General features: G+C 60.7%; 9 protein-coding genes. 4 read left to right on the plus strand and 5 right to left on the minus strand.

Annotation, left to right across the window (positions count from 1 at the left end):
- Nucleotides 1-151 precede the first annotated feature (151 nt).
- The 5 genes from BW43_RS14485 to tpx form a co-directional block, all read right to left on the minus strand.
- A complete protein-coding gene (locus BW43_RS14485; RefSeq protein WP_032886861.1) occupies nt 152-1615 on the minus strand; it encodes an efflux transporter outer membrane subunit in 1464 nt (487 codons plus the stop codon).
- The gene (locus BW43_RS14480; RefSeq protein ID WP_032886862.1) at nt 1612-4719 is read right to left on the minus strand and encodes an efflux RND transporter permease subunit; all 3108 of its coding nucleotides are present in this window, start codon (nt 4717-4719) and stop codon (nt 1612-1614) included. The genes BW43_RS14485 and BW43_RS14480 overlap by 4 nt, the downstream gene beginning before the upstream one ends.
- On the minus strand, nt 4716-7817 hold the full coding sequence (locus BW43_RS14475) for an MdtB/MuxB family multidrug efflux RND transporter permease subunit (RefSeq protein ID WP_032886863.1): 3102 nt from the start codon (nt 7815-7817) through the stop codon (nt 4716-4718). Before BW43_RS14475 ends, BW43_RS14480 begins: the two co-directional genes overlap by 4 nt.
- Complete coding sequence (locus BW43_RS14470; protein ID WP_032886865.1) at nt 7814-9112, minus strand: MdtA/MuxA family multidrug efflux RND transporter periplasmic adaptor subunit; 1299 nt, start codon at nt 9110-9112, stop codon at nt 7814-7816. Before BW43_RS14470 ends, BW43_RS14475 begins: the two co-directional genes overlap by 4 nt.
- A gap of 230 nt (nt 9113-9342) precedes the next feature.
- Nucleotides 9343-9843, minus strand: a complete 501-nt coding sequence (gene tpx, locus BW43_RS14465) for a thiol peroxidase (protein WP_032886866.1) — start codon at nt 9841-9843, stop codon at nt 9343-9345.
- A 158-nt stretch (nt 9844-10001) separates the two neighbouring features.
- Between tpx and BW43_RS14460 the strand changes: the two genes are divergently transcribed.
- The 4 genes from BW43_RS14460 (at nt 10002) to BW43_RS14445 (ending at nt 14816) form a co-directional block, all read left to right on the plus strand.
- Complete coding sequence (locus tag BW43_RS14460) at nt 10002-11291, plus strand: glycosyltransferase (protein ID WP_032886867.1); 1290 nt, start codon at nt 10002-10004, stop codon at nt 11289-11291.
- A gap of 73 nt (nt 11292-11364) precedes the next feature.
- On the plus strand, nt 11365-12270 hold the full coding sequence (locus BW43_RS14455; protein ID WP_032886868.1) for an AraC family transcriptional regulator: 906 nt from the start codon (nt 11365-11367) through the stop codon (nt 12268-12270).
- 217 nt (nt 12271-12487) lie between these two features.
- On the plus strand, nt 12488-13771 hold the full coding sequence (locus BW43_RS14450) for a sugar ABC transporter substrate-binding protein (protein ID WP_371260725.1): 1284 nt from the start codon (nt 12488-12490) through the stop codon (nt 13769-13771).
- Nucleotides 13772-13925: 154 nt separating this feature from the next.
- Complete coding sequence (locus tag BW43_RS14445; RefSeq protein ID WP_050442832.1) at nt 13926-14816, plus strand: carbohydrate ABC transporter permease; 891 nt, start codon at nt 13926-13928, stop codon at nt 14814-14816.
- The last annotated feature ends 8 nt before the right edge of the window (nt 14817-14824 follow it).

Here is a 14824-nt window from a genome sequence, read left to right on the forward strand (position 1 = left end):
AATGATGAGTGAGCCGAACAAAGAGCCCTTTCGTTCGGCTATCGCGCGTTGGCCTGTTGATCTTCGCTCAGCAACTACAGACTCAATTGGCTAAGACCGCACCAAGTGCGCGCAACGAGTCCTGACCACGTAGCATTATTCCCCCTCACGCCTACTCGGCTATTGACGTCTGCCCATCCCAACCGCCCCCCAACGCGGCAATCAGTTGCACGCTGGCTACCAACCGGCTCTGCAGCAGCGTTAACACCGTGCGTTCATTGCTGAGTGCGGTCGCCTGTACCGTCACCACATCCAGGTAGGCAATCAACCCCGCCTTGTACTGGTTCTGAGTCAAGCGCAGGGATTCGCGCGCCGCTTCCAGCGCTTCGTTACTGACCACCGCCTCGTCTTCCAGCACCTTGAGTTGCACCATGTAGTTTTCCACTTCACGGAAGCCGTCGAGCACCGTCTGGCGATACTTGGCCACGGTTTCGTCGTAGGACGCCACAGTGCGGTCGACTTCCGCCGAGCGCTGGCCGCCGTCGAACAAGGTCATGGCCAGCTTCGGGCCCACTGACCAGAAGCGGTTTGGCAGGCTGATCCAGTCAGCGTACGTGCTGCTGGAATAACCACCGGCCAGGCTCAGGCTCAAGTCTGGGTAGTAGGCGGCCTTGGCCACGCCAATATTGGCGTTGGCAGCGATCACCGAGCGCTCGGCCGAGGCGATGTCCGGGCGGCGCTCCAGCAACTGCGACGGCAGGCTCACCGGAATCTGTGGCAGTGCCGGGATGTCCTTGCTCACGGCCAGGTTGAAGTTGGCCGGCGCTTCACCGATCAACACTGCAATGGCGTTTTCCAGCTGCGCACGCTGCCAGATCAGGTCGATCAGACTCGCCTGGGTGCTCTTGAGCTGGGTTTGCGCCTGGGCCACCGCATCTTTGCCGGAGACACCAGCGCGGTATTGGTTTTCGGTCATTTGCAGGGAGCGCTGGTAAGTGTCCAGCGTGGCTTGCAGCAAGCGGGTCTGTTCGTCCATCACGCGCAATTGCAGGTAGCTCTGCACCAGTTCCGATTGCTGGCTCAAGCGCATGGCCGCCAAGTCCGCCGAGCTGGCTTCGGCGCTGGCTTCATTGGCTTCCAGACCACGGCGCAATTTGCCCCAGATGTCGGCTTCCCAGCTCACGCCCAATTGCGCGTTGAGGGTGTCGCGGATACCACTGCTGGAACTGCTGAGGCTCGCACTGCTGCTGCCGGTGCCCTGGCTGGCGCGGGTTTTACCGGCGCTCAGGTCGACCGTCGGGTAAAACGCCCCGCGCGAACTGCGCACCAGTGCCTGGGCCTGGCGAAAACGCGCCTCGGCCTGTGCCACCGTCTGGTTAGCCGTATTCAGGCGCACCACCAGGTCGTTGAGCTGGCGGTCGCCGTACAACTCCCACCAAGCGCCACGGGCCAAGGAATCACTCGGCGTGGCCTGACGCCAGCCCTGGGCCTCCTTGAATTGCACGGGTTCGATAACATCCGGGCGCTTGTAGTCCGGGCCGACGGCGCAGGCGCTGAGCAATACGCCGCAAAGCACCAGGCTCGCGACACGGGAACCGCGGGTCATGGCCAATTTGGCAAAGGTTGAATCGGTCATAGCGCAGTGTCCAGGGCAGCATCGGTACGCACGCCGCGCCATTTATTGAAACGATGGCGCGCGCGGTCGAGATAAAGGTAAACCACCGGGGTGGTGTAAAGGGTCAGGACCTGGCTGAAGACCAGGCCGCCAATGATGGTCAGGCCCAGGGGGCGACGCATTTCGGCGCCGTCGCCAGCGCCGAGCAGCAAGGGCAAGGCACCGAGGATGGCCGCCAGCGTGGTCATCAGGATCGGCCGCAGACGCAACAGGCAAGCGCTGCGAATCGATTCCAAGGGGCCCAAGCCGTCGTTACGCTCCAGTTGCAGGGCCAGGTCGATCATCAGGATTGCGTTTTTCTTCACCACGCCGATCAGCAGGAACAGCCCCAGCAAGGAGATCAGGCTGAACTCGCCCCCTGTCAGGTAGATCGCGAGCATGGCGCCGACGCCGGCCGACGGCAGGGTCGAGAGGATCGTCAGCGGGTGAATGTAGCTCTCATACAGAATGCCCAACACCAGGTACACCGCCACGAGCGCGCCGAGGATCATGAACGGCTGGCCTTTCTGGGTGGCTGCGAAGGCATCGGCAGTGCCGGCCATCTTGGCGATCACGTCTTCGGGCAAACCGACCTTGGCAATCGCCCGTTCGATGGCGGCCGTGCCCTGCTCCACCGTCACCCCTTCGGCCATGTCGAAGGCGATGTTTTCCGAGGCGAACTGGCCTTCGTGACTGACCCGGTCATCGGCCAGGCTGTTCTCGTAATGGGCAATGGTCGACAACGGCACCCGCGCGCCATCGGCAGTAATCACCTGCATCTGGTTGAGGGTGATCGGGTCCTGGGCGTATTTGGGGTTGACCTCCATGACCACCTGATACTGGTTAAGGCTGTCGTAGATCGTAGAAATCTGCCGTTGGCTGTAGGCGTTGTTCAACACTCCGGTGACCATGTCCATGTCGATGCCCAGGCGCTTGGCCTGGTCGCGGTCGACTATCAGCGTGACCTGGGCTGCGCCCCGGCCTTCACGGGCGTCGATGGCGGTGAGTTGCGGCAGTTCACGCAACGCAGCGACGACTTTCGGGTACCACAGGCGCAATGCGGCCAGATCACCGCTTTGCAGGATGTAGGAGTACTGCGCGCTGGTCTGGTCGCGGCTGCCGCCAAATTGCAGGTCTTGGTCAGCCATCAGGAACAGGCGCCCGCCCGGCACCAGCGGCACTTCCTTGCGCAGGCGCTCAATCACCGCCTGGGCAGAAATCTTGCGTTCGCTGATGGGCTTGAGGCGTACCAGCATTACCGCGTTGTTGGTGCCGTTGTTGCCGCCGATAAAGCCCGCCACGCTGAGCACCGCCGGGTCCTTGAGCACCGCCTTGCGGAAAGTCTCCATCTTCGGCTGCATCACGCTGAACGACAGCCCGTCATCGCCGCGCACAAAGCCGATTAACTGGCCGGTGTCCTGCTGGGGCATAAAGGTTTTCGGCACCACCACGTACAACGCCACGTTCATGCCGATGGTCAGCAACAAGCTGAGCAAGGTCAGGCGTCGATGGCGCAGTACCCAGTCCAGACTGGTGGCATAACCGGCAACCATCCGGTCGTTGATCCTCTGGCTCCAGCGCTGCAAACCGGTCATCCGGTCTTTGACGTGGGGCTTGAGCCAGCGAGCGCAGAGCATGGGGGTCAAGGTCAGCGAGACAATCAACGACACAATGATCGCTGCGGACAAGGTGATGGAAAACTCGCGGAACAGGTTGGTGACAATCCCGCCCATAAACAGAATGGACAAGAACACCGCCACCAGCGACACGTTCATCGACAGCAAGGTAAAGCCGACTTCCTGGGCGCCCAAGTACGCCGCCTTCATGGGCGGCACACCATCGTCGATATGCCGGGAAATGTTCTCCAGCACCACAATGGCATCGTCCACCACCAGGCCGGTGGCCAGGATCAACGCCATCAGCGAAAAGTTGTTCAGCGAGAACCCGTACAAGTACATCACCGCGAAAGTGCCCACCAGCGACACCGGCACCGCCAGGGTCGGGATCAGCGAGGCGCGGAAGTTACCGAGGAACAGGTAAACCACCAGAATCACCAGCCCCACGGCAATCAGCAGGGTCATCTCGGCTTCGTGCAAGGTGGCGGTGATGACCGGCGAGCGGTCCATGGCCAGGCTGAGCTTGACGCTGGACGGCAGCACCGCCTGCAACGCCGGCAGTTGAGCCTTGATCTGTCGGACGGTCTCGATGATGTTGGCGCCGGACTGGCGGTTGATCACCAACAGCACCGCCGGCTCGTTGTTGAAGAAGCCGCTGTTGTAGCGGTCTTCAACGCCGTCGCTAATCTTCGCCACATCCGACAGGCGCAAGGCCGCGCCATTCTGGTAGCGAATCAGCAGCGGCTCGTAGTCCTTGGCTTTTTCCAACTGGTCATTGGCCTGGATCTGCCAGTTGCGCTCGCTGTCTTCCAGCGAGCCCTTGGGCCGCCGCTGGTTGGCGTTGGCAATGGTGTTGCGCACATCGTCCAGAGCCACGCCGTACTGGTCGAGGGCCTTGGGCTCCAGCTCGATGCGCACCGCTGGCAGGGAACTGCCGCCGATCTGCACTTCGCCCACACCCGGCACTTGGGACAGGCTTTGGGACAGGATGGTCGAGGCCAGGTCGTAGAGCTGGCCCTTTTGCAACACGTCCGAGGTCAGCGACAGCACCATGATCGGCGCCTGGGACGGGTTGATTTTCTTGTAGGTGGGCATGCTGCGCATGCCGCTGGGCAGCAGGTTGCGTGACGCGTTGATCGCCGCCTGCACTTCACGCGCCGCGCCGTTGATATCACGGTCGGAGTCAAACGCCAGGATCACTCGGGTAGAGCCCTGGCTCGACGAACTGCTCATGGTGGTGATGCCGGCAATCGCGCCAAAGGAGCGCTCCAGCGGCGTGGCCACGGTCGAGGCCATCACCTCGGGGCTGGCACCCGGCAAGCTGGCCGAGACCACGATCACCGGGAAGTCGATCTGCGGCAGCGGCGACACCGGCAACAGGTTAAAGCTCACCCCGCCCAGCAGCATGATCGCCAGGCTCAGCAGCAGGGTCGCTACCGGTCGGCGGATGAAAGGTCCGGACAGGTTCATGACTCAACCGGCTCCAGGCTTTGCGGCTCTTTGCGCCAGCGACGACCCAGGCGATCGAAATACAGGTAGATCACCGGCGTGGTGAACAGCGTCAACACCTGGCTCACCAGCAGACCGCCGACCATCACCAAACCCAGCGGCTGGCGCAATTCAGCACCGGAGCCGGTGGCCAGCATCAGCGGAACCGCACCGAACAGCGCGGCCAGGGTGGTCATTAGGATTGGCCGGAAGCGCAACAGCGCGGCCTGGTAGATCGCGGTCTGCGGGTCGAGACCCTGGTTGCGTTCGGCGTCGAGGGCGAAGTCGATCATCATGATCGCGTTCTTTTTCACGATACCGATCAGCAGGATGATGCCGATGATCGCGATCATGCCCAGGTCATTACCACTGAGCAGCAGGGCCAGCAATGCCCCCACCGCCGCCGAAGGCAAGGTCGACAGGATGGTGATCGGGTGGATATAGCTCTCGTAGAGCACGCCGAGCACGATGTACATGGTGACCACCGCCGCCAGGATCAGCAGCAAGGTGCTCGACAGCGAGGCTTCGAACGCCTGGGCTGCGCCCTGGAACTGGGTCTGCACGCCCACGGGCATGCCGATGTCTTTCTGCGCCTGGTTGATCAGCTCCACGCCCTTGCCCAGCGCCACGCCGGGGGCTAGGTTGAACGACATCATCACGGCCGGAAACTGGCCGATATGGGCAATGGCCAACTGCGCCTGACGCTGTTCCACACGGGCCAGGCTCGACAGCCGCACTTGGCCGCCGTCGGTGGTTTTCACATGGATCTGGTTCAGTGCATCCGGGCCGAGGGTCTCACCGGACTGGGCCTGCAACACCACGCGGTATTGGCTGGCCTGGGTGTAGATGGTGGAAATCTGGCGTTGGCCGAAGGCGTCGTACAGCGCGTCGGTGATGGTCGACACACTGACGCCCAGGCGCGAGGCCGCATCGCGGTCGATCACCAAGTACACCTGCAGGCCTTTGTCCTGCAGGTCGCTGGCGACGTCGGTAAGCTCCGGCAACTGGCCGAGGGCGTGCACCAGCTTGTCACTCCACAGCGCCAGCAACTCAGAGTCCGGGGAGGACATGCTGAATTGGTACTGGGTGCGGCTCACACGGTCTTCGATGGTCAGGTCCTGCACCGGCTGCATAAACAGGCGGATACCCACCAACTTGTCGATTTCCGGTTGCAGACGCGTGATTACCTGGGCTGCGCTCAAGTCGCGCTGGCCGTGGGCCTTGAGGTTGATCAGCAAGCGTCCGCTGTTGAGGGTCGCGTTATCGCCATCCACACCGATGTAGGACGACAGGCTTTCCACCGCCGGATCCGCCAGGATGATTTTGGCCAACGCCTGCTGGCGCTGACTCATGGCCGCAAAGGAAATCGACTGCGGCGCCTCGGAAATACCCTGGATCACCCCCGTGTCCTGCACCGGGAAAAAGCCCTTGGGCACCACCAGGTACAGCACCACGGTAAGACCCAACGTGGCGATGGCCACCAGCAGGGTCAGCGGCTGGTGCTTGAGCACCCACTGTAACTTGCGCCCGTAGGCTTCGATCATCCAGTCGATCCAGGCGCCACTGGCCTTGTAGAAGCGGCCCTGTTCTGCCTCTTTCGGCTCACGCTTGAGCAACCGCGCGCACATCATCGGAGTGAGGGTCAGGGACACCACCAGGGAAATCAGGATCGCCACCGCCAGGGTGATGGCAAATTCGCGGAACAGGCGCCCCACCACGTCGGCCATGAACAGCAGCGGAATCAGCACCGCGATCAGCGAAAGGGTCAGGGAAATCAGGGTGAAACCAATCTGCTTGGCGCCCTTGAGGGCGGCGGCCAGGGGGGTCTCGCCTTCTTCGATGTAACGGGAGATGTTCTCCAGCATCACGATGGCATCGTCCACCACAAACCCGGTGGCGATGGTCAAGGCCATCAGCGTGAGGTTGTTGATGGAGAACCCAGCCAGGTACATCACGCCGAAGGTGCCCACCAGAGACAACGGTACGGCGATGGACGGAATAATCGTGGCGCTGACCCGGCGCAGGAACAGGAAGGTCACCATCACCACCAGGGCAATGGCGATCAGCAATTCATGTTGTACGTCCTTGACCGAGGCGCGGATGGTCTGGGTGCGGTCGGTGAGGACGGTGACGTCGAGGCCGGCAGGCAGATTGTCGGTGATGCTCGGCAGCAACGCCTTGATGCGGTCCACCACCTCAATGACGTTGGCACCCGGCTGGCGCTGGATGTTCAGCAGCACCGCCTGGTTTTCATTGGCCCAAGCCGCGAGGCGCTCGTTTTCGGCGCCGTCGACGATCTGCGCCACATCTTTAAGGCGCAACGGCGCGCCATTGTTGTAGGCCAGGATCAGTTCGGCGTATTGCTGGGGCGAGACCAACTGGTCGTTGGCGTCGAGCATCGACACCCGGGTCGGGCCGTCGAAGTTACCCTTGGGTTGGTTGACGTTGGACGCCGCGATCAAGGTCCGCACATCCGACAAGTTCAGGCCATTAGCCGCCAGGGCTTCGGGGTTGACCTTGATACGCACGGCCTGACGCTGGCCACCAGCGATGCTGACCATGCCGACGCCACTGATCTGGGCAATTTTCTGCGCCATGCGCGTGTCGACCAAGTCATTGAGCTTGGGCAGCAACATGGTCTTGGAGCTGATAGCCAGGGTCAGCACCGGGGTATCCGCCGGGTTGACCTTGTTGTACACCGGCGGCGCCGGCAGGTCCTTGGGCAGCAAATTGGTGGCGGCGTTGATCGCGGCCTGCACCTGTTGCTCGGCGACATCCATATTAATGTCGAGGTTAAAACGCAGGGTCAGTACCGAAGCGCCGCCGGAACTGGTGGACGCCATCTGGGTCAAGCCGGGCATCTGCCCGAACTGGCGCTCAAGGGGCGCGGTAACCGCGCTGGTCATCACGTCGGGGCTGGCGCCGGGGTAGAGGGTCATCACCCGAATGGTCGGGTAATCCACCTGGGGCAAAGCCGAGACCGGCAGCAAGCGGTACGCGATGATGCCGGCCAGGACAATGGCCAGCATGCTCAGCGTGGTGGCGACCGGGCGAAGGATAAACAGCCGCGACAGGTTCATGCGCCGACCTTTTGCGCCTTGCCAGCGTCAGCGCCGGTCTCCCCTTTCGCTGCTGGTTTGCCTTGCAGGTGCTCAGTCGGGGTGGTCGGGACTTCAGTGCTGTCGTTGACCACTTCGATTTCGCTGCCTTCCTTGAGGCGGTCGGTGCCTTCCAGCACCACACGGTCGCCAGCGACCAAGCCTTCCTTGATCACGGTGTTTTCACCGTCGGTATCACCGACCACAAGGGGCTGTACCTTGACCTTCTTGTCGCCATCAAGCTTGTAGACAAAGGTGCCAGCATTGCCGAACTGAATCGCGGCGGACGGCGCCAGCACCACGTTGTGCAGGGTGTCGGCCAGCAGGTGCACGTTGACGAACTGGTTGGGGAACAGCGCTTTGTCCTTGTTATCGAAACGCGCCTTGAATTTCAGAGTGCCGGTGGTGACGTCGATCTGGTTGTCCAGGCTCTGCAACACGCCGACGGCCTGCTGTTTCACGTCGCCACGGTCCCAGGCTTCCACGGGCAGTTTGTTGCCAGCGTGGTAACGGGCGAGCACGGTTTCCAGGGTGTTTTCCGGCAGGGTAAAGGCCACGCTGATCGGCTGGGTCTGGGTGATCACGGCCAGGGCGGTGGTGTCGTTGGCGGCCACCAGGTTGCCGACGTCGAGCTGGCGCAAGCCGACGCGACCGGCGATCGGCGCGCGGATCTTGGTGAATTCAAGGTTGAGCTTGGCGTCGTCGACCGCGCCCTGATTGGTCTTGACCGTGCCTTGGTATTGCAGGACCAGCGCTTCGGCGGTGTCCAGGGTCTGCTTGGCGATACTGTCCTGGGCATACAACCCACGATAGCGTTCCACATCGACCTGGGCATTTTTCAGCTGGGCCTGGTTCTGCATCAGCGTGCCCTGGGCCTGGAGCAAGGCGTTCTGGTAGCTGCGCGGGTCAATCTCGGCCAGCAGATCACCGGCCTTGACCATCTGCCCTTCTTCAAAGGCGATCTTCATCAATTCCCCGCCCACCCGGCTGCGTACATTAATGGTGTTGAGCGCAGTAACAGTGCCCAATGCCTTGTAGTACACCGGAAACTCTCCCAACACCGCCGGCGCCACGCGCACCGGTATCGGGCCCGTGGAACCGCCGAAACCAGGGCGTGCCATGCCGGTTTTGCTGGTGTGCCCGGCCGGTGCGTCTTTTTGGGCCGCGCCGCCGGGCCAGAATTTCCAGCACAGACCGGCGATAACCAGCAGCACAAGCAGGCCGAACAGCCAGCGACGGGAGTTGCGGGGGGAGGATTGCATGGAATGATCAACCATTGGGCGCGAGAGCTTCTTCTTTGGGAGGCTGAAAGATAAGCACTGGGGCGCATTAAGAAAAGCGCCTTTACCGGCTATTTACCTTGGGCTTACAACTTTTAACGTCTGGGTCTAGTCCGTCGGCTATTTGCCTAAACGTCTGAAGCACAAATGAAAACGGCCTGGACTAGGCCAGGCCGCAATCATGTATCACGCGTGTTACTGCAAAACGACAGCATCCACGCAAACAGTTACTTCAGAACAGCCAGAACGGCTTCGTAGTTTGGTTCTTCAGCGATTTCAGAAACCAGTTGGGTGTGCAGGACGTTGTTGTTTTCGTCCAGAACCACCACGGCGCGGGCGGTCAGGCCGCGCAGCGGGCCATCAGCGATTGCCACGCCAAAGTCCTGAGCGAAAGCAGGATCGCGGAAATCCGACAGGTTCTTCACGTTTTCCAGGCCTTCGGAGCCGCAGAAGCGTGCTTGGGCGAATGGCAGGTCGGTGGAGATGCACAGTACAACGGTGTTGTTCAGTTCGTTGGCCTGGGCGTTGAACTTGCGAACCGACGCCGCGCAAGTCGGGGTATCAACGCTTGGGAAGATGTTCAGCACTTTGCGCTTGCCGGCGAAGGTCGCCAGGGTGGCGTCCGACAGGTCGTTGGCAGTCAGGATGAAGTCTGGAGCCTGGGTGCCGACTTGCGGCAATTCGCCTTCAACCTTGACCGCGTTGCCTTTAAGGGTGACTTGAGCCATGAACAGAATCCTTATGCTGGGTTTAGTTAAACGAATTCGAGAGGCGGAAGTTAACCACAAAGTGCCGTGCCTACCTACCGCCAGACACAAATTGTCATGTCCACAGGTTGTGGTTTAATTGCGCGCTTTTCGCCTGCCCTTAAAGGAAACCGTCGTCGATGAATCCGCCTGCCACCAAAGTTCTGGTCATTGGTTATGTCTGGCCGGAGCCGCGTTCTTCGGCCGCTGGCGGGCATATGATGCAGATTCTTGAGACCTTTCTTACACAAGGTTGGGACATTACCTTCAGCAGCCCTGCTGCACTCGGCGAGCACAAAGCCGACCTGCTCGCCCTCGGCATTGCCGAATGCGCCATCGAGCTCAATAACAGCAGTTTCGACGATTTTATCCGCGAGCTCGCTCCGAATATCGTGCTGTTCGACCGTTTTATGATGGAAGAGCAGTTCGGCTGGCGCGTGGAGAAGTGTTGCCCCGACGCATTGCGCGTGCTGGAAACCTGCGACCTGCAAAGCCTGCGCGACGCCCGCCAGCAACGGCTCAAGAACCACCTTAAGACCCATCCCGACAGCGACGACTTCAGCGCTCTGTTTGCGCCCGCCCTGGAAGATGAGTTCCAACTGATGGCCGACACCGACGTGGCCAAGCGCGAGATCGCGGCGATTTACCGCTGTGACATCAACCTGATGATCTCCGACGTGGAAATGCGCCTCCTGACCGAGCAGTTCAAGGTGCCGGCCGCCCTGCTCCACTGGTGCCCGCTGATGCTGGAGCCCGTGACCGAAAACTTCGTCCCGTTTGACGACCGCGCGCATTTCCTCAGCATCGGCAACTTCCGTCACGCGCCCAATTGGGACGCTGTGCTGTGGATGAAGAACAGCCTGTGGCCGCTGATTCGACAACAATTACCCGGCGCGCAGCTGCATATCTATGGCGCTTACACCCCACCCAAGGCCACCGCCCTGCATAACCCGGCCCAGGGCTTTCATATGATGAACTGGGCTGAAGACGCGCTACAGGTAATGAGCGCTGCACGCATCTGCCTGGCCCCCCTGCGCTTCGGCGCGGGCATCAAGGGCAAACTGGCGGACGCGATGCTGTGCGGTACGCCGAGCATCAGCACGCCGATCGGCGCCGAGGCCATGGGCGATGAGCAACCATGGCCCGGCATGATCGAAACCAGCGCGCCTGCCTTGGCCGCCGCTGCCGTGGCTTTGTACCAGGACCGCGAGCGCTGGACCCAGGCCCAGGAAGACGGCCGCCAGTTGATTGCCCGCCGCTATGACCAGAACGTCCACGGGCCTGCGCTGATGGAATGCCTGGAGCACTGCCGTCGCCACCTCGCCGCCCATCGCCGCGACAACTTTACCGGCAGCATGCTGCGCCATCACGCCCACAAAAGTACCCAGTACATGTCCCAGTGGATCGAGGCAAAAAACCGCGTGCTGTAAACACCGACGCTGGCAGGGGCGCGCACAAGGGGGCATTATTCGGGTCGCAACCAACAATAAAAGCGACGGCAGCATGACCCGAGCAGCGCGAATCACCGACCCTTCCTACGAACTGATGGACGATCACAACGGTCTGTCCATCATCTATCGCCAGCATGGTTTCCCCTGTCCGCTGGTGCGCTGGCATTTCCACAAGGAATACGAACTGCACCTGATCGTCGCCAGCTCGGGCAAGGTGTTTATCGGCGACTACATCGGTAATTTCTACCCTGAAAGCCTCTTCCTCACCGGCCCCAACCTGCCCCATAACTGGATCAGCCAGGTGGAAGAAGACGAGGTGGTGCCCAAGCGCGACATGCTGGTGAACTTCACCGAAGAATTACTGGAAAACGGCAGCCATATCTTCACCGAGCTGAAAACCCTCACCCCACTGCTGGAACGCGCCCAGTACGGCATCGAGTTTCGTTGCAGAAAGACCATTGCCCAAGCCATGACCCTGATGCAACGCATCGAGGACGCCCAGGGTATGGCGCGCCTGGGGCACTTCTTTATCTTGCTGGAAGTCTTGAGTACCTGTGAGGACTACCAACTGCTGTCCGGCGTGACCACGCCGCAACTGGCCGATGAACACAGCATCGACCGCACCAACCGGGCGGTGGATTACATCTTCGCCCACTACGCGCGGGAGTTGCCGCTGGAGGAAGTGGCGGAACACTTGGGCATGAAGCCCACGTATTTTTCCCGGGTGTTCAAGCAGGCCACCGGGCGCACATTTATCGAATTCGTCAACAGACTGCGCATCAGCAAGTCATGCGAGTTACTGGCAGATGGCGACAAGGCCGTCACCGATGTGTGCTTTGAGTCGGGTTTCAACAATATCTCCAACTTCAACCGACGTTTTCAGCAGCTTAAAGGCATGACCCCTTCCCACTACCGGCGCCTGGCGGTGCAACGGCTGACCGAGCAGAACCTGGCTTGAAGGTTTCAAAGGCTGTGTGACCGAGTGCAAAAAAGTATCAGTCCAAGTGCTCCCAAGGATTTGTCACAACCCCATTTGAAGGCTGTAATCAACGCACACTCTTCCTGACTCCTCGTAGGAAGACACAACAACAATAACTGTCCTTCTGTAGCCCCTGGGCGCGGAAATGGAGTGCGCGATGAAGTTCACAGCAAAAGCACTGCTTGTCTCCACCTGCATGACAACCTGCATGACCCTCAGCGCCGTCAGCTTTGGCGCGCAGACCCTGACCATTGCCACCGTCAACAACAGCGACATGATCCGCATGCAAAAGCTCTCGAAGACCTTCGAGGCCGAGCATCCAGAGATCAAGCTGAATTGGGTGGTGCTCGAAGAAAACGTGCTGCGCCAACGCCTGACCACCGACATCGCCACCCAAGGCGGACAGTTCGACGTGCTGACCATTGGCATGTACGAAGCCGCACTCTGGGGCGCCAAAGGCTGGCTGGAACCGATGAAGGATCTTCCGGCTTCCTACGACCTCGACGACGTTTTCCCTTCTGTGCGTGACGGTTTGTCCGTCAAAGGCTCGCTGTACGCCCTGCCGTTCTACGCTGAAAGCTCGATCACGTATTACCGCACCGACCTGTTCAAGGACGCCGGGCTGACCATGCCCGAGCATCCGACCTGGACCCAGATCGGCGAATTCGCGGCCAAACTCACCGACAAAACCAAAGAGCAATACGGCCTGTGCCTGCGCGGCAAAGCCGGTTGGGGTGAAAACATGGCGCTGATCACCACCCTGGCCAACGGCTATGGCGCGCGGTGGTTCGATGAAAAGTGGCAGCCTGAATTCAACGGCCCCGAATGGAAAGACGCGCTTAACTTTTACGTCGACAACATGAAGAAATCCGGCCCGCCGGGTGCGTCCAGCAACGGTTTCAACGAAAACCTGGCGCTGTTCAACAGCGGCAAGTGTGCAATTTGGGTCGACGCCAGCGTGGCCGGCTCGTTTGTCACCGACAAGTCCCAAAGCAAGGTGGCCGACAGCGTAGGCTTCACCTTCGCGCCCCACGAGAAGACCGACAAAGGCACTTCGTGGCTGTACTCCTGGTCCCTGGCGATCCCGACCAGCTCCAAGGCCAAGGACGCCGCCAAGGTGTTCACCAGTTGGGCAACCTCCAAGGAATATGGCGCATTGGTCGCCAAGACCGACGGCGTGGCCAACGTACCGCCTGGCACACGCAAGTCGACCTACAGCGACGAGTACATGAAGGCTGCACCATTCGCCAAGGTGACCTTGGAATCGCTGAAAGTCGCCGACCCGACCAAACCGACGCTCAAGCCGGTGCCGTATATCGGTATCCAGTTGGTGACCATTCCTGAGTTCCAGGCGATTGGTACCCAGGTCGGCAAGTTCTTCTCCGGTGCACTGACCGGTCAGCAAACGGTCGATGCTGCACTGACCGCCGCGCAGACCACCACCGAGCGTGAAATGAAGCGGGCGGGTTACCCCAAATAACCCGGGTCTCACCACAGTCAAATGTGGGAGGGGGCTTGCTCCCGATAGCCATCTACCAGTTGATGATTCAGTGACTGATACACCGCTATCGGGGGCAAGCCCTCTCCCATCCTGACCGCATTCCGATCCTTGCTTCGCAATGGCCTTGATTATCATGAATACAGCACCCAAAAACCGCCTGGCCAACCCCGGCTGGTTCCTCGTCACGCCCTCGGTCGCCATGCTGTTGCTTTGGATGATCGTGCCCCTGGGCATGACCCTGTACTTTTCCCTGATCCGCTACAACCTGCTCTACCCCGGCGAAAACCAATTCGTGGGGCTGGAGAACTTCACCTACTTCATCACCGACTCGGGCTTCTTGCCCGGTGCCTCCAACACCCTGTTGCTGGTAGGTAGCGTATTGCTGATCAGCGTGGTGTTCGGCGTGTTGATCAGCGCGCTGCTGGAAGCCAGTGAATTCTTCGGTCGCGGCCTGGTGCGGGTGTTGCTGATTTCTCCGTTCTTCATCATGCCCACCGTCGGTGCGCTGATCTGGAAGAACCTGATTTTTCACCCGGTGTCGGGAATCCTCGCTGCCGTGTGGAAGTTCTTTGGCGCAGAACCTGTTGACTGGCTGGCGCACTACCCGCTGCTGTCGATCATCATCATTGTGTCGTGGCAATGGCTGCCCTTCGCGATCCTGCTGCTGATGACCGCCATGCAGTCCCTCGACCAGGAACAAAAGGAAGCGGCACGTCTGGACGGTGCCGGCGCCATTGCGATTTTCTGGCACCTGACCCTGCCCCACCTGGCCCGCCCGATTGCCGTGGTGGTGATGATCGAAACGATCTTCCTGCTCTCGGTATTCGCCGAAATCTTCACCACCACCAACGGTGGCCCCGGCTACGCGTCGACCAACCTCGCCTACCTGATCTACAACCAGGCGCTGGTGCAATTCGACGTGGGCATGGCCTCGGCCGGCGGCTTGATTGCCGTGGTCATCGCCAATATCGCGGCGATCATCCTGGTGCGGATGATCGGCAAAAACCTGACTGACAAGCCTTGAGGGCCGCG

The organism is Pseudomonas sp. RIT357 (assembly GCF_000632245.1).
GTDB lineage: Bacteria > Pseudomonadota > Gammaproteobacteria > Pseudomonadales > Pseudomonadaceae > Aquipseudomonas > Aquipseudomonas sivasensis.

Excerpts from the sequence above, each read along its gene's own strand:
- BW43_RS14485 (WP_032886861.1), bottom strand. The coding sequence starts at position 1,615 with ATGACCGATTCAACCTTTGCCAAATTGGCCATGACCCGCGGTTCCCGT.
- BW43_RS14480 (WP_032886862.1), bottom strand. The coding sequence starts at position 4,719 with ATGAACCTGTCCGGACCTTTCATCCGCCGACCGGTAGCGACCCTGCTG.
- BW43_RS14475 (WP_032886863.1), bottom strand. The coding sequence starts at position 7,817 with ATGAACCTGTCGCGGCTGTTTATCCTTCGCCCGGTCGCCACCACGCTG.
- BW43_RS14470 (WP_032886865.1), bottom strand. The coding sequence starts at position 9,112 with ATGGTTGATCATTCCATGCAATCCTCCCCCCGCAACTCCCGTCGCTGG.
- tpx (WP_032886866.1), bottom strand. The coding sequence starts at position 9,843 with ATGGCTCAAGTCACCCTTAAAGGCAACGCGGTCAAGGTTGAAGGCGAA.
- BW43_RS14460 (WP_032886867.1), top strand. The coding sequence starts at position 10,002 with ATGAATCCGCCTGCCACCAAAGTTCTGGTCATTGGTTATGTCTGGCCG.
- BW43_RS14455 (WP_032886868.1), top strand. The coding sequence starts at position 11,365 with ATGACCCGAGCAGCGCGAATCACCGACCCTTCCTACGAACTGATGGAC.
- BW43_RS14450 (WP_371260725.1), top strand. The coding sequence starts at position 12,488 with ATGACAACCTGCATGACCCTCAGCGCCGTCAGCTTTGGCGCGCAGACC.
- BW43_RS14445 (WP_050442832.1), top strand. The coding sequence starts at position 13,926 with ATGAATACAGCACCCAAAAACCGCCTGGCCAACCCCGGCTGGTTCCTC.